The sequence below is a fragment of the Paraburkholderia agricolaris genome, from assembly GCF_009455635.1.
Classification (GTDB): domain Bacteria; phylum Pseudomonadota; class Gammaproteobacteria; order Burkholderiales; family Burkholderiaceae; genus Paraburkholderia; species Paraburkholderia agricolaris.
On record NZ_QPER01000002.1, the window covers coordinates 3,343,134 to 3,367,252 of the forward strand.

The window sequence follows — 24,119 nt, forward strand, 5'->3', positions numbered from 1 at the left end:
TGCTCAGCTACGGAGCCTTGTCAGTAGGTCTGCCACGCCGGCCCGAGTGGCAATTTCCCAGGCATAACGTCGAGAATACTCAACGCCCAGCCGACGATGAAGCACGATACGCAAGCGCGCATTCGTCCAGTGATCGGCGTCGATGCCGTGTGCTCGTGGCGACTCCTTGAGCGTAGCGGCGACCCATGCCAGCGTTCGATCGTTCATCGTCACGCGCTTTTTCTCCGTGCGCGCTTTGGCGGGGTGCATCCGGTGCTCCAGCCCGAGCTTGCTGACCAGAGTCCTTACGTGGCCATTGGAGTGGTAAATACCGAACCGCTCCTTGATCAGCGCCTGAATATCTCCGTTTCTCCAGAGTTCAGTTTCATAGCCATAGGCCGAAGGGCTTCTTTCCAATGCCACCTGTAACCATTTAAGGGCTTCGGGGCCAAGTGTGGCTTTGCGCCCGGATGACTTGATCTGTTCGACAGCCTCAACGCCGTCAGCCCTTACCATTGCCCTATATTTTTCAATGGTTCGCACGCTGATGTTGAGCGTTTCCGAAACGTGTTTGACGCTCTCTCCATTTAACAGCATCTTCGCCGCAATTTTTCGACGCGCTGCGTAGGCGTCACGCTGCGATTGTTCAGCAGTTATGGGCAACGCCTTTTCCAGCGTTGAATAGGTCAGTCGGTAAGCCAGGCCGTAGCCCCGAACAAGGTGGCCGACATGCGAAGTCGAAAACTGGACACCGAGGCGTTGAAAGATCAGTTCGCGCAGCTGCCCGATGGTCCAGCACGGTCCTGGATAGCCGTGGAGGCCAGGTGAGTGCTTGATTGCACTGACAAGCCAGCTTTCCGAAGCATCATCCAGGCGTGGAACGTTTCCATTGAAACGGAGCTTCGCCAGCGCCTCCGGTCCACCCCGCTCTATCAGTTGCTTGTATTTGCTCACGGTCGGAAGACTCAGCCCGGCCTTCCTCGATACTTCACTGATACCTTCACCATTTGACAGAAGTTCGGCAGCGAGAGCCCGACGGCGCGCGAGCGGAGCATCGTCCAGGTGTGTACTCATCGTAATTTTTCAGCGGGAACTTGACGGTTATTTTGCTCTGGCAATGGCATTATTTATACACGATTTTCGACGTCTTTCGTGCCATGCCCCCCCTACTTCGCCAGGCGCTGTGCAATTGGTCCTTCAGTTTTCCTTAAGCCTGTTCTGCCAATTTTCAGATAGCGTGCGCACTTCGATTCGCACCCGATCGTCAAGACGCGCTCAGCTCCGCTCCGATGCTCGTGGCAGTGTTTCACTTCCTCACAGGTTCAAGCTCACTCGGACGCTAGATGTTTCAAGCTGGCCTCGTGCCGGTTTTTTTGCGCGCCACGTCTATTCATTATCACCACTTGGCTGGTGCTCCGACGGAATATCCGGCCCCTTGCCCTGCGATTTCCCCGTTCGACGCACGCCGCGCGAATCAGACCGCCTATGCCTCAGACATACGAACGCAGGAACAGGGCCGCCACGCCAGTAATAGGACCACGCAAACTCCGGGCGATTCCCTCCGAGCCATTCATGACGGATACCGGCTGAATAAAAACTCGCAAGGGTACGCTGTCCGTGTGCCATGACGCCAGAGGCCTGCGCCCTGATGGGCGGATATAGCGCTGCACAAAATCGTCGATGGTCTTTTCAGTTAACCATCGTGCCAACGCCTGTTCCCGTCTTTTGCCAGGATGAATTAGTGATGTTCGACAAACTCGGTAAGCGTGACCGTCGTCTACTGGGCTGCAGCCATTTTCGCCGGGTTACCAAAGGCTCATGATGGCGGGGCACCGCCGGAGTAAAGCCGACAGACAGTTTGCCCATCCGATTCATAACGCTCCGCGGCCGGAACGTATAGCCCAGAAAGTCGAACTGGCAGGTTGGATAGTCCACAGGCCGATTGGCCTGCTTGCAGTACACGATTTTGGTTTTGTCTGGATGCAGAGCCAACTTGCACTCCGCGAGACGCGCCTCCAGTTCCTGCCGGAGCAGCCGAGCCTGCGCTTCGCTCTGGCAATGATAGATGGCATCGTCCGCGTAACGCTCGAATGGAACATCGGGGTGATGCTTTTGCATCCATCGGTCGAGAGCATAATGGAGAAACAGATTGGCCAGCACTGGACTAACGACACCGCCTTGCGGGGTGCCCTTGTCCGGTTGCATCACGGTCCCATCCGGCATTTGCACGGGTGCCTTGAGCCAGCGCTCGACGTACAGCAGCACCCATGCGCAATCCGTGTGGCGGCGCACCGCTCGCATCATGAGTTCCCAGTCGATGCTACCGAAGAAATTCTTGATGTCGAGGTCTAGCGCCCAAGCGTAGTTCCAGCATCGCTGCCGGGCCAAGTCGAGCGCCCGATGCGCAGACCGCCCAGGACGATACCCATATGAATCGTCGTGGAACACAGGCTCCACAAGCGGTTCCAGATATCGCTTGACCACCGTCTGTGCGATGCGATCAGAGATCGTGGGTATACCCAACGGCCTCGTCCCCGTACCTCCAGCTTTCGGTATGTCAACCCGCAGTACCGGTGGCGGCATGTAACTGCCGGACGACATCCGATTCCAGATTCGGTACAGCCTATTCTTCAGATCCGCCTCGAATTCCTGCATCGACTGTTCATCCACGCCCGCCGCCCCACGGTTGGCCTTCACCTGTTTATATGCTTCCCATACCTCACGTTTGGAAATACTAAACGGCTTTGCTTTATCCACGCAGGTCCTCCCCTTGCGGGTTGCCCGCAGCATAAAGCCAGACGATGACGCCCCTTCGGTCCAGTCCAATTACAGGACCTTCAACCCTACTACAAGCATCTCCGCCCCTGCGCCCCGCATCGGTACTCTCATCCTTGTGGAGTCCTTCCACTTGAATTTCTCCCTTCACATCGGGACGACAAGTTCCCAAGTTCCTTACCAAGGCCTGAATCGAAGTCACGCCGTCTATGTGCCGGATGCCGATCGGGCCGTCAGCAGGCATCGCCCGATCTTGTCCCGGAGCAAGTGGGCTCTCCGGTTTCGACATCTTCTGGGACAGTTTCGACACGTCTTCAGCGGTTCACTCGCGTTCGTCTCTTCGATCCTTACCTGACAGAGTCGAACTCTGCCTTTTCCATCGACGCTCACCACGCGGACTCTTTACCCGCGCAGCTCGTGGTGGTTTGGAGCCTGCCCCTGCAGGCCGGCTCCGAAGGGCCTTCCTTCATCTCTGGTAAAGCACCGCATGCATCGGTCATCTGACGCTCGCGTTCTTGGCACACCCCACTCGATTGTCAACCATCGGGCTGGAGCCTTGCGTAGACGGCCTTTCCGCAGGTTGGCATGGCAACGATACCGCCAGCGGTACCGAAAAATCCAGCTAGCACTTCCCGGCTTCCAGTCGAATGCAATGGGAAACAACGCCTCTTTTTCTCCCATCGCCCTTGGGGAAAGGGCACGTCAGAGCAGTGGGCAAAGGTGATACCGTCACGAGCACCGTCAGGCCAGTTCCGACGCGACCCGCTCAAAGCCACCAGATGCCGCAAATTTCGAAGTCGCGTATTTCCAACGTGCACCCAGCCCTTAGGCACAAACGTGGTGATCGACGCGACGCCACCCTCGTCTGCCGGATTCTCGATCTTCTACCCGTGCGAATTCGCATACGCATAAATCTGCTAACGATATCGCGAAGATGAACTGCGGTTGCGGGCGCCCCCCGCCATAATCAAGTTATCTTCGAATTTCTCGTGTGCCGAAAAAGCTACGCTCAAGTTGCTTTTCTTTCGATTGCTGACGATTCTCGCGTCAACCCCAAGCTATCCTTCATGGCCGAATGCGGAAATCCATCGAAAGATATACACAAGGCATCATCCTGATGGGCGGACTGCCGCAGCCGACCCAATTCTGCCGGTCGACTCGCCATCACCTTCATGGAAGTTCCGACGTGCAATGGCCGTTCGCGTGGCCCGACTCGATCGCGGCGTGGTTGATCCGCAAAGTGCTAGTACGAGCGATCTGGGCGTCCGCTTTCACAGCCACGGACTTTTAATCCGTTGGTCACAGGTTCGAATCCCGTACGGCCTACCAAAGAATCAAGGGGTCACGTCTTCTGGCGTAACCCCTTTTCGTGTTCACCGGAATCCGGTCTACACTAGGTCTACACTTCACACGTCCTGCACGGCAACTCCGTAGCGACTGCTGCCAGTCCTAGGTGGACGCGACCCGCTAACATCGATCGACCTAACCAGCTCGCCTTCGCTTCAGGAAGGCGGTTGTCAGCCTCGCTCCCGCGCGTCAGTCGAGACCGATTCGACCGCGTCAACAACCCTTGCAATCGCCCTCGCTGCACGGCCCTTGACTAGCACCCCGAGCTCAAGCGACTGCTCAAATGACCACCTAGTCATGTTGGCCGAGCCAACATAGGCCTCATCGTCGTCCGCGAGCAAGACCTTCGCATGGAAGGTCTCATAGCCAGGGACCGCGGTCCGGTCGATTCGCAAACTTCGAATTTGCACGCTCATGGCGTCGAGTTCACCCAGAACGCCCTGTACCGCGGATGGCAATCCTCCGTCAGAGGATGCCCTGATAATGAGCGACTTCAACGAGCACTTCCGGCTGCGCTCGAACAAGTTCATCACAACGGGCATGCCGACTTCATCAATGAAGGGTGTCATTACGCAGAAGCGATGCCTCGCGCGCTCGGCGAGCACCGGCAGCACTTCCTTTGTGTCGACCAAGCCCCACAGACCCGACGCCAGACTCTTGAGCTCCTGTGCAACCGCGCTTGGGAAAGGTGGTAGTGTCATGACCACCTGAACGAGATCTGCGTCCTGGTGAACCTCCGCACGGTACAGGGCTGCACCCACGAGCAGCGGGGTAAGCTGGTCGTGTAGACTATGACGGTCGGGGCGCCAATCCGAGTTGCTACGCTCGAACATGCGGAGTGGTTCAGCAGCCAACAGGAACGCCTCCAACTCTGCGCCCCGTGCCTGCGCAATTCCCGAGGCCGTGCAGATTGCTCTGAGGTTAGTAGCCCCCGAGATTCGTCCTTCAACTACGGCAGCGCACACGGCCGCGGCCACCTCGCCGTGAGGCGCGAGAAGCTTGAATGCCTCTCTGACCTCAAACGGGATCGTTCGCATTCGTTATCTCGAGGAATCCGGGGATGCGCTTGTCCTCGTGCGTCAAGTCTTCGCGTGGCGCTGGTCCACCCTGAAGCACCGCTCTGGAGAGTAGGCGGTTCTGGGCCACGCAGGATGTCTCGGGCACCATGATGCAGTCAGGGCATGCGCCGCCGTTCAGATCGCAGAGGCTTCCAGAATTGCAACTATGCGTCGCCGGCCGTAGCAGGTGCGTCAAGAAGCGGTTGTTCTCGTTTCGCCATAGAGATGACAAGTTGCCCAAGTCCATAGTGGTGCCGTTGCGGTAGACGACGAAGGCAAGGTCTGCCGGGAACAGGTATTCACCAAGCGACCCGACGTCCAGACCCGAAAACTCGGCAATCGCTTTCATGAAGAGATGCGAGTAGGTGTGCAGCAGGGTGTAGACGTACCGATAGGTGGAGGCGTCCGCACGCTGAAGCAGCGAGAAGTACCGACCGAATGGCTCGGCGCGTTCCAGCAGATTGCCTCCGAATCGAACCGGACTCTCCACGGACCAGCTCGGCAGATCTCGGACGCCAACTGCACTCAGCCATGCGAACACCTTGGTCGGGTCAAGCTGGATGTAGAGGGCCTCGTTCGCTTGAGTGACGACGTAAATGGGGCGTCGTCCGTTCTTGAGCGGCTCGAAGAGCCTCAGTCGGACCGGGATATTCTGGTTGCGCTTCTCCTCGAACGGGGCCGAGAAGACACGGGTGTAACCATGGGTAAAGCGGCACAGTTCAAAATCACGAATAAGGCCGAACTCAGCGAATCCAAGGCGCCGCATCAAGTCGGCTGTCTTTGCCTCTTGCTTCGCCTGTGCAGTTTCGTCCTGCGGTGCCAGGTCCTTGTCTAGGCGACGGAACCTAACGAATGGCGCTCGCTCGCCGCTCTGGCTGGTCTTTGAGAGCTTGCTACGTTTGAGCGCCTCATGCTCAACCGCCAGGCCGAACGGATCGTACCGGCTAGAGAACTCGGGGCGCCGGAGAATCTGTGCTTTTATGGACGCGGGGAGGTCCGCAGAAACGGGTATCAGAGGCGCTTCCGAGTAGAGCCAGCGATTCGTCAGTTTCTTCAGCTCAGCTTCAACTTCGGTAGCCAATCCGGCGTCTTTGAACTTCTGCGCCATGGCAAGCATCTTTTGTTGCCTCTCGTAGGACTCCCATTCGGCGTCGTGGCCGCCATTGAGAAGCACCGCTTTCATCTCTTCAATGGTGGGCGCCGCTCCGGCAAAGCCAAATAGCCCCGCGATGAAGTTGCCTAGTTCCTTCTCTTGACCTTCTTCCAGGTATTTGAGCAATCCCTGATCCTTCTCTGAGAACATCACGAACTGCTCGTGATGGGCATAGAAGGCAGACGAAGCCCGATACGACACAGGCTCCATACGTCGCTCGCCCACTCGTTTGCTACCTTTGTCCTGGAAGACCTCCGTAGTGAAGGGATCGTTTTGGAGCCAGGTACGCCGCCGATCATTGCACGTGGGATTTGCGCACTGAAAGTACCACTCGCCTATTCGAGGCGACTCTGTCTTTAGGAGGAACTTGTCACCGTGGCAAAGCGTGCAGACCTCACCAAAGAGCCGCATCTTCTTGTCGCGGCTTGACCACTCCCACATGCCGGGTGTCGCAGCCTGCCACTCACCAGACCAGTGAACGAAGACGACATCGAGTTGCCTCCACTGACACTTGCCTTTTCCCTTCGGGCTCTGGCACTTTGACGAACGGAAGAAGTCAGAGGCCTTGGCAGCATCGTGCGCAGAGTCAAACGCTTTGAAGAGACCGCAAGAGTTACAGACGAACGTTAGCGGAGCCGGCGCATACCCCATCTTGACTGGATTCACAAACTCTAGGCCACTGCCAGACAGCGGGTGCACGACGGAGCCACGCAGCAGCATCTCATCAATGCACTGTCTCGGGTCAATTTCGCGCCCGCCTCCGTTCAGACTGTAGGCCCTTGTAAACCAACTCTGCCAGACTTCTCGCAGGCGGAGAACGATTTGCTCCTTTGTAGGTTCTTGGATCGCAGCTTGGTCAACGACATCGGACTGGTCAGGTACGGCGATGCATGAGCCCAGTCCACCCTCGAAAGTGAAGAATGCACCAGGGGCATAGGCCGCCGCAAGTTGGTTGCGAGACCGGCTCATGGTGGGCGAACTGAGGCTCTTCTCGTCATCATCGTTGCGCTGATAAGTTTTTTTCGCCATGTCAGGCCCCTGAGTCCGAGTTGTCGGCTACGCCGTCGCGAACGATGTCCATCACCTGCAGGATGTCGGCGCTGCTCTGCTTGTGTCCGAACGGGTCCCGATACGACATGTGTATGAGCCCTCCTTGGTCGACGTCACGTAGCGAGGTCATTGGCTTCTTCATGGGGTCGGACTGGCCGTCGAAGTAGTCGCGGAGAGGGCCGTCACCCCACATCTTGCTGGACGCCCAAGTGTCGAGAAACCAATGTGTCTTGGCGTCAATCATCTTTCGGTAATGGTCGGCTCCTTCAGGTGCAAAACCATCTTTCAAGCCAATTGCGAGTTCAACGAATGCGTTGATTTCATTGATGAGCGCGCCTCCTCTGTCGCGGTACTCCCTGCGGATGTCCGGGATGTAGGAATACGCCACGGCATGATGCTTCTCGGTCTCGTCTAGGTCCATGACCTTACGGGTCGGCACGACGCCCGTGAGGAACGCTTGGAAGAGGCTAGGATAGACCCGCTCAACCGCACGCTCTGCCCATCGGTCGATTGCAGCGGGTGACAACATGCGCTCTAAGAAACGATGGAAGATGTCGAATATCTCGATGATGTGCCTGTCTCGGCGCCGCTGAGGTGTTGGCACGAGGATGACAAATCCGACGTGCGTGCGACCCACGCGTGACGAGGCCTGGATATACTCTGCGATGTCAGAGGGCATGCCGGCGAAGAACATCGAATTCAGCTCTTCAACGTCCACTCCGTGGGAGATGGCCGACGTCGCGATGACCGAGCGCAGGACCTTCGAAAGAGGCGTAAAGGGCTTGCCGGGTTCGTCGCGGGTTTGTGCTGACTGAACCACGGCTTGAATCTCCCCTTGCTCAACTGAACCAGTAATCAAACGCGTGTCCAAGCTCTCTAGGTCCACAAACGCGTTGATGTGCCGTTTACGGGTCTCCTCGGACTCCGCTGCCATGATTTGGTCGCCACCCTTCTTGTTGGTGACGTAAGTCAGGGCAATCCTGTGGAGGTCTATCGCTGTGGCGAGATCCGCCTCGCTAGCTGAAATCAATGCTTGACGGTGGATGTCGGAGAGGGGCCCAGCACCTACAAACTCCTCCAGCAAACCTCGCGACTTGGCAATGCGGGCGGCATCCTGGCTTATGAGGTCTTGGAACAGCCGAGAGATGCACAGATGGAAGTTCGAGAGGACTGCCACGCTGGTCGCGGTGTGAGGCTTGCCGTTCGTCATAAACGCGCAGTAAAGGCGTGCTTGCTCAGCGGCGAGTTCAATATCTTGCCATTCCTTTCGGGCGGCCTCGTCGGCAAGCCTTGGCTCCGCATAGAAGGACTCATAGAGGGTTGGACCGGGGTGCGGAAACTGCACCGCCGGGATTGCACGTTGATAGAGATGCTCGAGTTGTCGCTCCGGTTCTGACACCGTAGCCGAAGCCGCAATCACCTTGGCACGCCGCCGCTTCCCTTCGAGGTCACGGGCAACCACCGTGCCCAACGACTTCGACAGGTGCTCGAAAACAGCGTCAAGCGTGGACTCGAATAGTCCGGCGAATGCCCCGAGCGACTCGTCGAGCAAGTGCGCCTCGTCCTGGATGAGCAGGCTCGGGAACGGGTCATGGAAGAGTTTTTTTCCCTTCGGATATGCCGGAAAGAGTCCGTCCATACCCTTGACCGCCGGCCCATCCTTCATGTCTGGTGGTATGGGCACTACGAGGCGCCCCGTGGACTTGTCCAGCCAGGGGGCACAGCCGAACATGCCGTAGATGCGTCTGATGGTGTTCGGGGAGTGACCTATCAAGGCAAGCTTGTCGACCGTGCCTAGGAGCACGGAGGGCGCAAGATCATAGATGTCGGCATCGCAAATGAAGAAAGGCAACGGGGTCCAAGTATCAACATTGGAGCGGCACTTGATGTCCGTACACACGTGGGCGATGGTGCCCCCCAAGGCACTGAACAGCCGCAGCGCCGTCCCCGCTCCGCAGAACGGGCATTTGGGAATCTTGTTCCAAGCACGCCAGGCTGCCATGTACCGCTGGTCGTCGTCCTGAAGCTTCTTCTCGGAGGACGGGTCCGCCGGCGCGTCGGCAATGTCGGGGATGCTTTTAACCCCAGGGGCTCGATGGTGGTTAGGTGAGCCAGTGCTACCTACCCAAAATCCGAGCGAAAACGGTTGGCCGCCGTAGCCGCGGTCTCGCCTGACGAGCTCAGCATGCGCCAGGACTCGGGAACAGCGCTGCGCTTGCTGAATAGTCAGTAGACGCAGTGGATACCGCAGCATCGCAGTGACCCCAAAACCCTTGCCGCGTAGCCGGTCCAGCATCAAGTTGAATAGCAGCAGGCCGAAGAACGCCTCTGACTTTCCGCCTCCCGTCGCGAAATAGAGCAGCGTGACACAATCGTCCCGGAGCTCCTGGTAGTGGTGTTTGAATTCCGGGATGCGTGAGGCTAGCGTTGGCACGTTGGCTACGATGAATGCAAGCTGGAAAAGGCGCCAGGCGCTGTCGTCCCGTTTGAAGCGAACCTTCATAAAGCTAGCCATCGCTTCATTCATAGCGAGCCAGGCTTCAAAGACTGTTGCCTTCGGGTCGCCCTGAGGGCCACGCGCCTTCCAAGCCTGCTTCGACTCGCTGAGAATGTCGAGCCCTGCCTTGATAGCTAAGTACTCGCCAGTCCACTTTTGTTTGTCTCGCGCGAATGCATTCTCCTCACGTTCCCTACCTTCAACATCGTCAGCTCTCAACCCTTTCGAAGGGTCGATGTGCTTTGGTAAATCCGCAAGCCAAGCCTCCAACGCGGGCAGCAAGGGGAAAAGGCCATCGAGGCTGTTCGGCTCGCTTAGCGCTTGTATGCTGCTCACAACACCCTTGACCGCCGTCGGCACGATGCGTGGTTGAACGTAGCGCGGTATCCAAGTCGTCCGGAGTTCGACGTGGTCCTCCCCCTGTGAAGAATTGACGCCACAATTGTGACCCATTGCTGCGTAGCTTAGGTACTGGTTATATCTGTACGATGGATCAATTCGTTCCAGATGCAGTGGGCGGTGGAGCACAGTAGGTACTTGAGCTGTGATTGAGACTTGAAAGACGGCCTCGTCAGTCTCGTCCTTGTGCTGGTGAGGCGACGCACTCCGGTTCTCGAGTGCCAGGAGCAGGCTAGTCTTCGTGCTGTCGAGCCAATCATCTGCGATGTGTAAATTCCACTTAACGTCGATATTCGGCGATGCAATCACCAGATTTGAATTCCTGACCTCTTCCAAATAATCCGACCACTTGCGGTACTTGCTCGCAGGAATTCGCAGACCTCGGCGATAGCCCCAGAGCTGCCCCCCGGTCTCCGGGTCGCTGCTTTCGCGCCATGCCTTGAGCGTGCCGTCGATCGCAGTTTTCACCTGGACCGCGTGTTCTCGAACGGCAGCCTGCATGTCGGCATGAGACTTGCCCGTGTCCAGTAACAGCGAAGGCACTTCTATGTCCAACCGTAGCCACTTGTGAGGGACCGTCATGGGCTCAAAGTGCACGTCCTGAACAGGTGGGATAGCATCACCGGTTGTCGTGATGCCGGTAAGCGGAGAGGCTGCGGAGTCGCCGGATTCGCCATCTTCGACAGCCGGCTCCTCAAAATCGAGTGTTGTCAGGCTAGTTGGGATGCCCTTGGAGGCATACACTTCTGCAACGATACGCTCACGTATTTCCTTCCAGCCCGGGTGGCGCGCTCGTGACGTGAAGGCACCCTTGACCTTCGCCCATTCTTCATCGAGGCGAGCGTCGCGTTCCGCCTTGACCTCACCCGCGACGGCACTCCGAAGCCGGAACGCGGCCGTGCAATTGGGCCGCTTGAGGTCATCTGCCGTCGGTAGGACTCGCACGTAGACGCTCAGCCGTGGCTGTGCCTGGATGACACCGGCGACGCCTCGTTCAATCTGAAGTTGGACTCCGTGCGAGGAAATCCAAATAGGGGACGTCACCTCGTCATCACCACCAGGAGACTGCTGAGGCAATATGAACCCGGAGTTGAGCACGGTCCTGGGGCGAGCGCCGAAGAGGAACTTGCCGACTGACCCAGCACCCGAGACGTGCGCATAGACGAGATTGACTATTGAGTCGACCACCGCCTCCTTCATGGAAGTAGGCAGCGTGACAGGGTCAACGCGATTGACCTCACTTTTCGGCATTTGCTTGCCCTCCGGCGGTAGGGACGACTTCCTCGACGGCTGCGAGGTTCTCTCTGGCCTTGTCAAATAACATCTTCATGGTCTGCCTCTTGACGCCCGAGTGCACCATCACTGACTCGGGTTGCAGCAGCATGTGGGTATATATGTCAGACACCTGCCGCCCGTCCAAGCGCCGTGCATTTCTGATTGGCATGATGACTCGCTGCCAATAGTAGGCCGCCTCAAGCTTGGACAGGCCGAGAGCTTCGGCAAAGGCTGCGAAATTGGCCTCTTTCATGGGAGCCTGCGGCTTGAGCTTGTCGAAGGACGTTCCTTCAGACTGACCGAGGTTTACCCACTGCCGAACGGCCTGCTCAGCGGGAAAGTCCTCTCTCCAACTGGGATGTGCCGTAAGGATTGCAGCTCGAAGTGAACGCACTTTGTCTGAGAGTGCACCGCTTGGCCACGTCTCGCTGAGCTTGGCAAGAACGTGCTTGTGATAATCCCGCAGTGCGCTCTCGAAAGTCTTGTCGTGCTCGATGGGGATGCCTGCATCCTCAAGGACTGCTTCAACCATTTCCCGCAGCTCTGCGGCCATGACAAAGAGCTGGTCGCCGGCCTGCAGCGACTTCACCTCACAACTGCGGAAGCCGCGCTCAGAGGCCTCCGCGCTGGACGGGTCATAAACGTATACACGATGGGTTGGACGCCGGTAGAGCAATGCGCCCGTATCCAACCTAATAATCCAGGCATCTGGGGCGTCGCTCGCTTCTACGTCTGTGACTTGGCTGTGGAGTTCAGTACGAAACGTCGGAAGGACCAAGTCACTTGTCGTCAGAATGCCGGAGTCCTCGGGAAGATGCGCAAGCTTGCGCAGGATGGATTCCATCCTTGGCTTGTAAGCCTTGAAGTCGGGAAACCGCTCGTCCACAAGAGGCCGCAGAACCGCGCGCAGGTACTGTCCGCCTCTTTGGGTCATCAGGAGCGCCGTATGGCCCGGGATGCGATTGTCGCTCATCAACACCCGCAAGCCCTCATCGTCGAGTCCCGCGAAGACGACTTGGGTGTGTTCCAAGTCGATCAGGTTGTCCTCGAGCCGCGCAGAAGGGACCAGGCGGACTCGCTCCTTGAATTGGTCGAAGGTGACGCCATTTTCAAAGTCTTTGAATCCTTCAAGGAAGCGCTGAGCAAGCCGTCGGTAAAGCGCGCTTGTGAATACGACGAGCAGTCGCTGCTTCTTATGGCCGGCAATAGCGTAAACGTACTTGGCAAGCAGCAGAGCAAATGGGGTTGATGTCGAGTAGTTGTTGTACAGCTTTTCGCCGACCCGCATGCACTCACTAAGTGCCTCTCGGTTTCCTCCAGCGCCACCCGACCGTTCGAACTGCGCGAGTGCTGCGTACTGCGTCGACCAGCTGAAAGCTGCTCGTGTGCGCTCGGCGGTCTCTGCCGCCACTAGCCACTCCATAAGGGTGTCCACGCCGCACGGCAGGGACGCAAGTTGAGTTAAATAGACTGCAGCATCAACCACCGGCTTGGCAGCCTCTCGACCACCTGGAGCGTCTGCCGCGATGCGATACAGCTTGTTGATGACCTTGGCGGCCTCCGCGTCAACGATTTGAGTGTCTAGTTCACGAGGAACAGGAAGTGCAGGTTCTGACGCTCCAGGAGGGAGCAAGCCGTCATATCGAGTCGAGCTCGGAATTCCAACAATGTCGTAGCCAGTACCAGGCTGCCAGCGCGCCGAAGGTGGACGCTTTTCATTGAGGTCCCAGAGCTCTTTCTTGATCCGATAGGCGGCGTGTGGCTCGTCGGTGACCACGATAACACCAGGAGTCTGGTCACCGAAGATCCGTTCAAGCAGCACGCAGAACTTGGCTAGAAGGCCCTTCCAGCCTTTTGTCTTGAGGCGTATCTCGCGCGTGGCGTTCACGATGACAACTTCCGGGGCACCATTCTTCTTCAGAAGTTCAAGCGCACGCATCCGTTCGATGTCGGAGACTCGACCGTCCAGCGCAAACAGCGCGTCCGGGGCCGTTGCTGGATTTCCAATCTCGGCACAGTTGTTCCGTAAGGCCTTCGCATGAGCTCGTCGCGAAAGCTTGGCGCCGATGTGCGACAAAAGTTGGTCCTCACAACTTTCCCACATTCGGAAGCCCGGAGTCGCGAGGAAGTGCGGAAGAATCTCTCCAACCGTTGGTTGAAGATTCAGCGTCTTGATTGAGTTGTTTGCGAGCGAAGTCAAGTACGCATCCTTCGCTGGGTACGTGCGTTTGACCTTCTCGTTCTTCGAGGTCTCCTCCAAGGAAATCGCGTGTCTGAGCACGGCGACGCGCTCCAAGTGCAAGTGATTGAGCGGGAAAAAAACATTGGTCTTGACCGGAAAAGTCAACCCCCGGATTCCCTGCTTATCTCCTTCGGCCCAGCGCTCCAGCGTCGCCAGTGCATGCACCAGGACAAGAGTTCGTGGGCTAGCGGGCCACAACATTGCAATGTGGCGGCTGCGGTGCGCTGCTGCATGCAAGTACAGGTCAACCAGTTTCTTTAGCGCGGCAGCGGGCACGCTTGGAAGCTCCTCGTCCTCTCTAAAGAGGCCTACGCAAGCGCGCCCGAACCGGCTTTGCACTTGCAGGGTCTGTGGTTTGCTCACCGGCTTTGGCGCCGGCGCTATCGGCGTGGAGAATGTCGGGGACGCAGGTGCAGTCCGTGCTGGACGACTTATGAGCAAGCGTGCCTGGGCCGCCTTCTTCTCGATTGCTTTAGCTCGATCAGCCTGTCTGTCTGCAAGTGTTTTGAATTGCGCCATAGATCAAATCGAAATTCAGCCTCTGCACGGAAATCAGGAGGTGGTTATACCGAATGCCCGCATGACAATGTCGTCAACGAGTCCGCCTTTACTTAACTCTTGCTTCAGCACTTCGGGGTCTGGCAGAACCAGTTGGTTCAACTCGAACGCCGAAACGTTGGTCGCACCGGATATGCACCGAAAGTACCTGTCGACTGGTCGACTCCTCAGGAGCGCTGCTAGTTGCTTCGGCGTCACGGCAGGACGGTCAACATTCTGCTCAAGAATCACAATATGATTCTCGCCGACGAAGCCCCTGTACTTAGTCATTAACGTGACTGGCACAGGGGCTGCCACCAGCCGCAGTGGTTGATCGTTCGACGTAACCCGTTGCAGAACAACACTTGGGCGGGTGATGACGCCAGGTTGCCTTGTGCTTCCTAAGTCTACGAACGAATGCTTGTCCGGATTGCTCTCATCGGGCTGGAAATCCACCCTCGCTCCGCGCTGAGTCAGGACGATGTCCTTCGACCAAATCAGCGGCAGTGCGCTTCGTGCCCTGGCCTTGTTTGCTTTTTTCTTTGAAGGATAAGAAGGTCGTTCGTCGCGGTTCCAGACGAAGAGTCCAATACGCACACGATAGCCATAGTCAGCGAGTCGGAACTTCAGACGGCTGGCCAGAGTCAAGAGTTGAATATCTTCTGGGGCGCGCGGAATTGGCCAAGCTGCTCCAGAGTTCGGAAGCGCGCACTCCCCAACGCCCGTATAAATGCCTTCGCCCGATACAACGGAGACCTTGACGTTGGTCGGGAGCGGATGCACCGCGGCATGCTTCCGCAGTATGCAGAGCGCTGTCTCTTGCTCCACGTCGATGAACACGCCAAGTCTGGAACTGACCATGCCGATGTGGGCAAGAAACGTATTCGCCATGAGGTACGTCCGCAGCTTGCGGAAATACTGTCCCGAAAGAAAACTGGTCGGGGTAACGAGCCCAACCAGGCCACTGTCACCAGCAAGCTCAACGCACCGTGCGATGAAGAGTGCATAGATGTTTGGCTGCGCTTCAATGATGTGGTCAAATGACTCGCGCAGTGGCCCAAGCTCTTCGGCGGTCATTTTTCTGTACGGGGGGTTGCAAACCACAACCCGATGTGCCGCCGACGAGTCAATTGGGTCGAGAAGGGAATCACCCACGCGCACGTTAAACCGTGGCTTGTACCCCCCCTCGCGAATCTCGGGATGCAGCGCCATCCGCAGGAAGTGTCTCGACAGACTGCATAGGGTCGGCTCAAGGTCGATGCCATTGAGGTGTTCTTCGATGTGGAGAAGCACCTGCCTAGTGGTCTTTCCCTGTGCAAGTAAAGCCTCTCGCATTCGGAGGGCAATGGGTGCCAGAAACGCGGCGCCGCCGCAGGCCGGATCAAAGAACGTATGGACCGCGAAGTCAGCCCCTTGCGTAGCAAGGTCATCGAGCAGGCCTCGAACGAGCGAGGGCGGCGTAAAGAACATCGCCAACTGCTTGCGCTGTTTTTCGTCAGCGAGCATGGCGTATGCGGAGCTCAGCCAATAGGTCGACTCCAAGAAATCTGCATCACGCAAAAATTCGACGAAGCGAACCACTTGAGGCTCCTCACGTAGACTCTTCGACGATGGAAGTCCGTGTGAGCCCAAACCCGGATAGTCGTGGCTGCACCAAAGCGAAAGTACGGTGCCGACAAACTGATTAGACGGTATTTTCAACCTGAGCAGCAGCCTCCGCAGATCATTAATGCTGCGGAAGATGCTGAGTTTGGACTTCGGCTTCATAGGTCTTAGGCGAGAGCTTTAGTCTGTCGTCTCGGACTCGGACCGAGCTTCTGAGTGTTACTGGTGTCGATATGCCCGATCGAGCAACGCATATAATCAATGGCGTGCCGAGCTTTGGGAATTGCGATGGCACGACCGTAGCTCACGATTACGGTGCCGAACTCTCGGAGGCGCACGCTTGTCAGATAGACGCGGCTCAATCCTGCCCCCAGACCCATGACGTTCAACATAGCGGACTGACGAATCCATGTCGTCTGGGACAGCTCTTGGACGTTCGCGATCGCGCAACACGGCGTGGGGTCTGCCGACACTCCTTGAGTATCACTAATGGGCTGCGCGCTATAGGCGGCAGTTGCCTTCGTTCTGCGGCTTTGCAATTGGTGGCCTCTCGAGCTAGCTTTTTAATATTCGCGCGCTATTCGCGTTTGTATCACCGAAGTTCAGTGCTTTTGGGCAGCATCGCGACAAATTCGTCGCGGTTGTGCGGCACTATGGCACAGAGTTCCGTCCAACCCACTGACATCTTCTGAAATAGTTTGCACGGCCCACGTCACAACTCAGCGCTAGCATCGCGCATAAGAAGTCCGGATTCGACGTTCTTGGTCGACGCCACCGTGACGAGCTGGTACCGACGCAAACATTACTACATTATTACAAATTCTTTTGCTTCCGATGACGCTGTCAGACTCCGTACCTAAACGGCCGCATTAAACCTACGAGCAGTCCTTCGTCTTGCCGCAGCCAAAGGACGCTTGACCAGGCACCGCCTTGCGCGTCAGGCATTCGCGAGCTGAACCTCGCAAGATTGCGATCAGCGTCACTCAATGCCGCCACTCGAACGAACCCCGCCTCGAGGGCAAATTTCAAGGTACGACGACCATCCACCGGGTCACGTTGGCCGGCAAGGGATCGCCCAATCAGACAGTCGTGGCGTCGCCGACTGAACGTTGTCGAACGGGCCGCCGCTACGGACCAGTCTTCGAGACGGCCGGAGGGCTATGTCCGCAATCACCCATCACGATAGCTCGACATACAGTCAAGCAAATGGCTGAAATGAAGCACGTCATGCCCACAGATCGGGCAATAAGGAAAATCTTTCAACACTATGATTTGCGTAGCCTCAAGGATCAAGAACAAATCATGCAAGCGTGTGCCGGCGTTACATTCATATTGTCGTTGATCGCACTTCTTTCTATTGGGGCGAATGCCGTCGCTCAATCGTCGCAGTGCTCTCCTCCGTAGGGTAACGTTGATACGGTGATTTGCAATCATGTCATCCTCCTCGACGAATATGAAAATATTCAGGCGGAGCAGTAGCGACTCTTCAATGCCGGGAGGCTGTCCTCTGTGAACCTTTCCTTTTGGCAGTAAAGCCTAAAAGCCTTTAAGTCGAACAGAGCCGCTGCGATGAACACCCTTCGATGCTCAAGCCATGCGTTTCGACTTTCGTGACGTCGATAAATTGACTTTTTTATGAAGCTTGTCGACAGTGGTCAGCCAACGATCTCGCAGATACCCCATGGCGTATCGAGAATCGCTCCGATTGCAAACCTCGCACCGTCGATTCGCTTCGCCAGAAAGACGACACGGGCTGAGGCACCTTCGCGAGCAAACGGACCGATTGCAATCACCTCAAGCTCCGCGTCATGGCATACGATGCGCGAACCGACCCGCGTGCTCGTCCGTCTGCGCACCGTCGGTCCGGCAACCTTGTCTGGCGTGAACAGATCGTGCCCGTTCATGACGCGTCCAGCGCAGATGACGCGACATCGACATTCGGTAGTTGTGCAAGCAGCGCGAGTGACCGCAGATACTCGTCCATCAGTCTCGACTCCATTCGACGATTTCCCGCATTTTATCGGTTGATCCGCTGAAAGGTTACCTACTCAAATGCACCTGCCGTGAGCAAACCCGGAGGCACCACGTTTCGGTGAGACGTGCATCCCCGCCGCCGTTCTGCCCTGTGACGCAGGAGTTGCGCAACCTGCCCCTGTGCCATCCGGACGCCTCCCGACGCTTACGCGCCGGGACCGGGCTTTCGCGCTGCGCATCGAGCCGCATCCCGCGTCTCGCCCCTTCGGGCGTCAATCCCTGGCGCAGCAGATAACCCTTTCACAGTCTATCCAGGCGTGGCCGACGGCCACGCAGCCGCGCCTACCGCGCGGCGTCCCTGTCCGGTCAACCCCGAGGCATGGCATGCACCCGGCTCCGAAGTTCCCGCCCAGACCCCGCGACCGTAGCCGATAGCGGGTGGGCATCAAGGGGCGAGGGACCGTGTTGCCCGCACCCCTCCCTCGCCTTTTTCCTTGACCCCCACCCGCTATCGGCTACTTGAGTCGCACGGGCGGAAACCCGGGAGCCTGGCGGCAGCAAAGCCAACCCCGGGTTCCACCGGGAGGTGTCCAGCGCTAACAGCAAGACACATCCCGCCGCCCGGTTCAGGTCCTCAACCCTTTGCTCTGGAGACTGTCATGCAACTCGCTTCCTCCTTCCGTTACGGCTCCCCGATGCTCCGCTCCGACTCGCCCCTGCCGGATGACCAGATCCGCCGCGTTGCCCCGTCCATCTTCGCGGACGACAAGCATGAAAGCCGCTCGGAGCGTTACACCTACATCCCGACCATCGACGTGCTGCGCGGTCTGCGCAATGAAGGTTTCCAGCCCTTCATGGTCTGCCAGACCCGCGTACGCGATCAGGACAAGCGCGAATTCACCAAGCATCTGATCCGCATGCGCCCTGCAAGCGACATTACCGGCGAGGACGTCAACGAAATCATCCTCCTCAATTCGCACGACGGAAGCAGCGGATTCCAGCTACTCGGTGGCGTCTATCGCTTCGTCTGCCAGAACGGCATGGTTGCGGGCGAAACCGTGGGCGAGGTCCGCGTCCCTCACAGGGGCAACATCGTGCAGAACGTCATCAACGGCGCGTTCGACGTGCTCGACGGCTTTGATCTGATCCGCGAACAGAAGGACGGCATGCGCGCCGTCACGCTCACCCATGACGAACAGCACGCGTTCGCCCGCTCGGCCCTCGCCCTGCGGTACGACCCGACCGCTGCGGAAGCGCCCGCGCCGATCACTGAAAGTCAGCTTCTGAACGTGCGCCGCTTCGAAGACCGCCGTGATGACCTATGGACGGTTTTTAACCGCATTCAGGAGTCGTTGACCAAGGGCGGCCTGCACGGGCGCTCGCGTAGCGGACGCTCCATGTCCACCCGCCCCGTCACCGGCATCGACCAGAACGTGAAACTGAACCGCGCGCTGTGGATGCTCGCGGACGCGATGCGCCAGATGAAGGCATAAGCACGGCACGGGCGGCGGCCCATTGCCGCCCAACTCCGGCTCATACCATCAGGAGTCCTATCCGGGTCAATCCTGATGGCAAGCCGCAGCACCGTGACCCGGAACCTTCCTTTCTCTATCTGGAGCAAATCATGCAAGCCGAAGTCAACACGCAAATGAACGATATCGCAAACGCCGCCGAAGCCCATACCCTCACAGACGCGACGGCCAACGCTGAGCCGCTGCTCGAAACCAGTTTCGGCAACGAGCAGCCGGTCGTGTCCGTGCCGTATTCCGCCCTGCGGCGCTCGCCGCTCAATGCCCGTACCAAACCGCTATCTGGCATTGACTCGCTCGCCACGAACATCAGGGCAAAAGGGCTGTTGCAAAACTTGATTGTTCACGAAATGAAGGGCTCGCGCGGCAAACATCGCAAGCTTGGCGTCTGTGCCGGTCAGCGCAGACAGGCCGCACTCGACCTGCTGTTCGAGCAGAAACACATCGCCGCCGATTATCCGGTGCCGGTGCGCATCGTCAGCGAGGGCGAAGCCCTTGCCATTTCGCTGATCGAGAACAGCGAACGCGAGGGACTTGATCCGTTCGACGTGCTGCGCGCCTACCGGATGCTCGCTGAGGAAGGTCGCAGCATCGATTACGTGGCCGCGCTTTTCTCGGCCGCACCGATCACGATCAAACGACGCATGAAGCTCGCCAACGCCTCCCCAAAGCTGCTTGCCCTGCTGCGCGAGGACGCCATCACGCTCGACCAGCTTTCGGCGCTCGTGCTCACCGATGACCACGAAACGCAGGAGCACATCTGGTTCGAAGCAAACGAGTGGCAACGTCAGCCCAACTATCTGCGGCAGTCGATCACGCGCACCGAGATTGACGCGAGACGCAGCCGTCTGGTGCGCTTTGTGGGGCTGGATGCCTATGAAGCAGCGGGCGGTTACGTGAGACGTGACCTCTTCAGCGACGACGAGAACGCGGGCTACATTGCCGACCCCGAACTGCTGCAACGTCTCGCCGCCGCGAAGCTCGACGCCGCCGCCGAAGAAGTCCGCGTCGAAGGTTGGGGCTGGACCGAACAGCGCATCGAGCGCGACGTGTTCGAACTGAACCGCTGCGGCAGGCTGCAACCGGTGCAGCACCCCTTCACCGACGACGAACAGCGGGAAATGGACGCGCTCACCGCGCAGCAGGATGAACTGGCCGAAAAGTTCGAATCATTGTCTGAGGACGATGAAAACGCGTACGAGGAAACCGAACGGCTCGAAACCGAAATCGACAGGGTGAACGCGGCCATTTTCGCGCTGGAAAGCCGCGCGGAAACATGGGACGTGCAGCAGATGGCCGAAGCGGGCGCATTTGTGATGGTCGGCCCGCAGGGCGAACTGATCATCGAGCGGGGTCTGGTGCGCCGTGAGAACAGCGCTGCACTGGATGCGGTGGGCGCGACCGTGACCGGCACGCCGGAAACTGAACGCGCATCCGGCGAGAAAGAGAAACCCGAAGCGACAGAGAAGCCCGTTCACAGCGCGAAGCTGTGCCAGCGCCTCACTGCGCACCGCGCCGCCGCTGTTCACGCGGAACTGATCGCGCAGCCAACCATCGCCCTCGCCGCCGTCCTGCAACGCCTGATTCCGGAAGTCTTTCCGGAACGGTACGGCGTCTCGTTCGTCTCACACGCGCTTAAACTGTCCTGCAACAGCAACCACGACAGTCTGCTCGGCGCGGCGGATGACCTAGCCACCAGCACCGCGTGGAACCTCATCGAGGCGCAGCGCGAGCGGTGGGGCCGAGAACTCCCGGCGCGGCGTGCGGACCTGCTGCCGTGGCTGATCGAACAGGACCCCGGCACGACCCTGCTCGACCTGCTCGCCTTCTGCACCGGCGCGTTGCTTGACGGTATCGCGGGCGACGAAATGCCTCATTCCATCAATGCGCTCGCGAGTGCACTGAACCTCGATATGACGCGGTACTGGACGCCCACGCGCGCCTCGTATTTCGATCACGTCAGCAAGGCGCGCATCACGGAGGTCGTCGCCAGCGCCGTGTCGCCGAAGGTGGCCGCCGACCTCGGCAAGATGAAGAAGGCCGACGCGGCAGCCGCCGCTGAACTGCGGCTCGTGAAAGCCTCATGGCTCCCGGAAATCCTCACCGATCGCGAAGTCCCGGCCACGCCTTCGTGGGAAAGCCACGACGACGAGGATGAGGACGACAGCGACGATGCCAATACCGGGGACGGAGGGAACGACACGCCGGAAGCTGAGGACGGCGACACGGAACCGGATGCCGGGACCGGCACGGAACGCATCAACAACACACCTGCCGACGCGGAAGCCGCTCTCGGCGCCAGCAGTCCGCTGACGCCGTGGCCCTTCCCCACTGCGGATGGCATGAACGGCACGCAATCTGGCCCGCGCGCGGCCTGACCGTGCTCGCCACCAATGCCGAAGGATCGTCCGACCTCTACCTGACGTTCGTCGAGGTGACCGACCTGCAATACAACGAGGGGCAGCACTACGACATGGCGCTCGCCCGCGCCGAAGATGAAGGCTACCGTCCACCGATGATTACCTTCGACCAGAACGACGCGGCAGCAGACATGCTCCGCCACGCCACCGCGTTCATGGAAGGCGAGACCGATGGAGCGTAGGCTGTGCGGGCGGACGGTGAATCGTCCGCCCGCACAGAATGGCCGCTCGCCCACCAACCTGCCAGCCCTCCAAAGCCACCCGCCAGCATCATCACAACCAGCCCGCCGATTGCCAGCCCGTAACACACCCTCACGAACCGCCGTGCGGCAACCCGTTCATAAGACGCCACTGCTGCATCGAGCCGTTGCCGCTGATCGCGTGCCGCGACAGCCATCGCACCCACGAGCCGGTTGCCTGCTGCATGGGCAATCCGGTTCGCGGCCCGTTCCGACAGCAACGTCAACGCCTCGCTGTTCAGTTCCGCGAGCGCGGCCCGATAGCGCGTTTCGTGCTCGCTGATCATCTGCTCCGCCAGTTCAATCGTCGCCTTGCAGCGCGCGAGCGCGTCGCGATGCTGCGCCATCAGCGCATCCACCGCCGTGCCCGTCTCGGCCCGTACCGCATCGAGACTCCCTGCGCCCGCCTGCCGGATGCGTTCCGGCATCGCCTCATAGAGCTGCCCGTAGTATTCGAGCATGACCAGCACAGACCACAGCGCATCGTTATCGCGCAGGTTCAGTGCCCCCGACACCCGCCGCATCCGCAAGATACTGGCGTCGTCGGGTAATTCGCCCGTGACGTCGAGAAACAGGCGGGCAAGTTCATCCGGCGGCCTGCCCCGCCTGTTACCCATCGACCGTCACCCTGTCAAACATCGTTCCGCACAGCGCGCGCCATCGCAGCAGCTCCGCCCGTTCGCCGATATGCATCGTCTCCACAGCCTTGCGTATCGACAGACGCTGACCACGAAGTTCGTCGGCAACCCGATCCGCGAGTTCGGGAAAATCAAGCGACTTGCCCTTCTTCTCGATGATTTTGCGAAGCTCCGACGTCTGATACAGCGTGAACTTGTCCGGCGTGCCGAAGTACCCGTTGCGTACAACGTGTGATAGCGCATCGGGGAAGGTCCGGCTGAAACCATGCAGCAGTTCCAGACTGTCGCGCTGCCGGTTAATCACCCACAGGATGACTAGTCGGCGCTGAAGCTCGCCCAAGGTACCGGCCAGCATCGCACCAAATCGCGCAACACCCGTCTGATTACGCGCCGCCGTATTGACGATTACTGCCGCGTCCCGGTGTCCGTCGCAGAAATTGACGAGGCCAATCCAGCCGTCTGCATCGTCCAGACTATAGGCCACGCAATGTATCTCGTCCTGAACCGCCTTCATGACGTCCGGATTTGAGGTATCGGTTTCCACCAGCGCGGCATGGATATCCTGACGCTGGAGATAATCGGCCAGCGCAAGCGATACAAAGCTCTTACCCACACCGCCCTTGCTGCCACCAACCAGATAAATGGGGGGAATCGTCGTGTCCATTTGAGCCCTCTACAAGTTTTCAACATCGGGCGTGATCTCGAACGAGAACGCGTCCCGAATCACCATTGACCCCTGCTGACTGACTGCCCTTCCCCCATCCTGCATTTTCCCGGCAGGCTTGCTGCCCACATCTGATAACCGTTCCTGACTACCCTTCTTCGCGCGCGTTGCCGTTGTCGTTCCCCGCACTGCGGTCGCTTCTGTCTGCACAGGTCGATTCTCTTTCGCCGCGCGCTGCATGGCGTATCTCAACGTGCTTGCGCTGATCTCGACGCCATCCTGGGCAAGCTGCTGCACGATTTCCTCCAGCGTGTACCCCTTTTTCTGGGCGCTGCTGATCTGGGCCTGCATCGACCTGATTGCATCCCGGACATTGACGCGATGCTCATGCGCAGGCTTTGCAGGCAGCGTATCGAGACGGCGCGAGGCAGCGTCCCATTGCGCCTGGGTAAAGCTCTTCACCATCGGCATGATTCGCTCCGGTGTACGGCCTGCATGCCATCTTGCAAACGATCCCCGGTGATCGTCAATACCCCGAATCGGGCCTGAAGCAAGGCGCGGGTACACGGCGGAATACAGAGGAACTGACCGGAACAGGAAATTTTTTTGCGTCGTTGTGCACGGGCAACGCGCAGGGATTCGCGCGAGAAGGCAAAACCGTCCAGGCCAACCCGTGGTAGCAATCAATGGTACGCGTCGATACAGGTTTGACTGACAGGACATTGCTCACCGTAGGAA

General features: G+C 58.6%; 13 protein-coding genes. 2 read left to right on the forward strand and 11 right to left on the reverse strand.

Annotation, left to right across the window (positions count from 1 at the left end; all coding sequences use genetic code 11):
- Window positions 1–3 precede the first annotated feature (3 nt).
- The 8 genes from GH665_RS36230 to GH665_RS36265 all read right to left on the reverse strand — a co-directional run bounded on the left by GH665_RS36230 (window position 4) and on the right by GH665_RS36265 (window position 17,821).
- Entirely contained in the window at window positions 4–1,053 is a 1,050-nt protein-coding gene (locus tag GH665_RS36230) for a helix-turn-helix domain-containing protein (RefSeq protein ID WP_153141841.1), read from the reverse strand.
- Between the two features lie 615 nt (window positions 1,054–1,668).
- A complete protein-coding gene (gene ltrA / locus GH665_RS36235) occupies window positions 1,669–2,736 on the reverse strand; it encodes a group II intron reverse transcriptase/maturase (protein WP_153141842.1) in 1,068 nt (355 codons plus the stop codon).
- 1,535 nt (window positions 2,737–4,271) lie between these two features.
- Window positions 4,272–5,138: a phospholipase D-like domain-containing protein gene (locus GH665_RS36240; RefSeq protein WP_153141843.1), complete on the reverse strand. Its 867-nt coding sequence runs from the start codon at window positions 5,136–5,138 to the stop codon at window positions 4,272–4,274.
- On the reverse strand, window positions 5,119–7,341 hold the full coding sequence (locus tag GH665_RS36245) for a hypothetical protein (RefSeq protein ID WP_153141844.1): 2,223 nt from the start codon (window positions 7,339–7,341) through the stop codon (window positions 5,119–5,121). Before GH665_RS36245 ends, GH665_RS36240 begins: the two co-directional genes overlap by 20 nt.
- Window position 7,342: 1 nt before the next feature.
- Window positions 7,343–11,509, reverse strand: a complete 4,167-nt coding sequence (locus tag GH665_RS36250; protein ID WP_153141845.1) for a DEAD/DEAH box helicase family protein — start codon at window positions 11,507–11,509, stop codon at window positions 7,343–7,345.
- A complete protein-coding gene (locus tag GH665_RS36255) occupies window positions 11,496–14,051 on the reverse strand; it encodes a hypothetical protein (RefSeq protein ID WP_153141846.1) in 2,556 nt (851 codons plus the stop codon). The genes GH665_RS36250 and GH665_RS36255 overlap by 14 nt, the downstream gene beginning before the upstream one ends.
- 276 nt (window positions 14,052–14,327) lie before the next feature.
- Window positions 14,328–15,893: an HsdM family class I SAM-dependent methyltransferase gene (locus GH665_RS36260; RefSeq protein WP_246216487.1), complete on the reverse strand. Its 1,566-nt coding sequence runs from the start codon at window positions 15,891–15,893 to the stop codon at window positions 14,328–14,330.
- 1,679 nt (window positions 15,894–17,572) lie between these two features.
- Window positions 17,573–17,821 carry a hypothetical protein gene (locus GH665_RS36265; RefSeq protein WP_153141848.1) on the reverse strand — a complete coding sequence of 83 codons (249 nt, stop codon included), beginning with the start codon at window positions 17,819–17,821 and terminating at the stop codon, window positions 17,573–17,575.
- 729 nt (window positions 17,822–18,550) lie between these two features.
- Here GH665_RS36265 and GH665_RS36270 point away from each other — a divergent pair.
- Window positions 18,551–19,384, forward strand: coding sequence for a DUF932 domain-containing protein (locus tag GH665_RS36270; protein ID WP_153141849.1), 834 nt, complete (start codon window positions 18,551–18,553; stop codon window positions 19,382–19,384).
- 131 nt (window positions 19,385–19,515) lie between these two features.
- Window positions 19,516–21,798 (forward strand): ParB/RepB/Spo0J family partition protein, encoded by a 2,283-nt coding sequence (locus tag GH665_RS36275; protein WP_167531055.1) that lies wholly within the window; start codon window positions 19,516–19,518, stop codon window positions 21,796–21,798.
- A gap of 124 nt (window positions 21,799–21,922) precedes the next feature.
- On the opposite strand, the gene GH665_RS36280 is transcribed toward GH665_RS36275, so the two are convergent.
- Genes GH665_RS36280 through GH665_RS36290 form a run of 3 tightly spaced genes read right to left on the reverse strand, consistent with a single transcriptional unit; the run spans window position 21,923 to window position 23,852 of the window.
- Window positions 21,923–22,696 (reverse strand): hypothetical protein, encoded by a 774-nt coding sequence (locus tag GH665_RS36280; protein WP_153141850.1) that lies wholly within the window; start codon window positions 22,694–22,696, stop codon window positions 21,923–21,925.
- Window positions 22,689–23,381: a nucleotide-binding protein gene (locus GH665_RS36285; RefSeq protein WP_153141851.1), complete on the reverse strand. Its 693-nt coding sequence runs from the start codon at window positions 23,379–23,381 to the stop codon at window positions 22,689–22,691. The genes GH665_RS36280 and GH665_RS36285 overlap by 8 nt, the downstream gene beginning before the upstream one ends.
- A 9-nt stretch (window positions 23,382–23,390) precedes the next feature.
- Window positions 23,391–23,852, reverse strand: a complete 462-nt coding sequence (locus GH665_RS36290; protein WP_153141852.1) for a hypothetical protein — start codon at window positions 23,850–23,852, stop codon at window positions 23,391–23,393.
- Window positions 23,853–24,119 lie beyond the last annotated feature (267 nt).

What these genes read in the sequence shown, in the direction of transcription:
- GH665_RS36230 (WP_153141841.1), bottom strand. Translation starts at nt 1,053, where the DNA reads ATGAGTACACACCTGGACGATGCTCCGCTCGCGCGCCGTCGGGCTCTC.
- GH665_RS36240 (WP_153141843.1), bottom strand. Translation starts at nt 5,138, where the DNA reads ATGCGAACGATCCCGTTTGAGGTCAGAGAGGCATTCAAGCTTCTCGCG.
- GH665_RS36245 (WP_153141844.1), bottom strand. Translation starts at nt 7,341, where the DNA reads ATGGCGAAAAAAACTTATCAGCGCAACGATGATGACGAGAAGAGCCTC.
- GH665_RS36250 (WP_153141845.1), bottom strand. Translation starts at nt 11,509, where the DNA reads ATGCCGAAAAGTGAGGTCAATCGCGTTGACCCTGTCACGCTGCCTACT.
- GH665_RS36265 (WP_153141848.1), bottom strand. Translation starts at nt 17,821, where the DNA reads ATGAACGGGCACGATCTGTTCACGCCAGACAAGGTTGCCGGACCGACG.
- GH665_RS36270 (WP_153141849.1), top strand. Translation starts at nt 18,551, where the DNA reads ATGCAACTCGCTTCCTCCTTCCGTTACGGCTCCCCGATGCTCCGCTCC.
- GH665_RS36275 (WP_167531055.1), top strand. Translation starts at nt 19,516, where the DNA reads ATGCAAGCCGAAGTCAACACGCAAATGAACGATATCGCAAACGCCGCC.
- GH665_RS36280 (WP_153141850.1), bottom strand. Translation starts at nt 22,696, where the DNA reads ATGGGTAACAGGCGGGGCAGGCCGCCGGATGAACTTGCCCGCCTGTTT.
- GH665_RS36285 (WP_153141851.1), bottom strand. Translation starts at nt 23,381, where the DNA reads ATGGACACGACGATTCCCCCCATTTATCTGGTTGGTGGCAGCAAGGGC.
- GH665_RS36290 (WP_153141852.1), bottom strand. Translation starts at nt 23,852, where the DNA reads ATGCCGATGGTGAAGAGCTTTACCCAGGCGCAATGGGACGCTGCCTCG.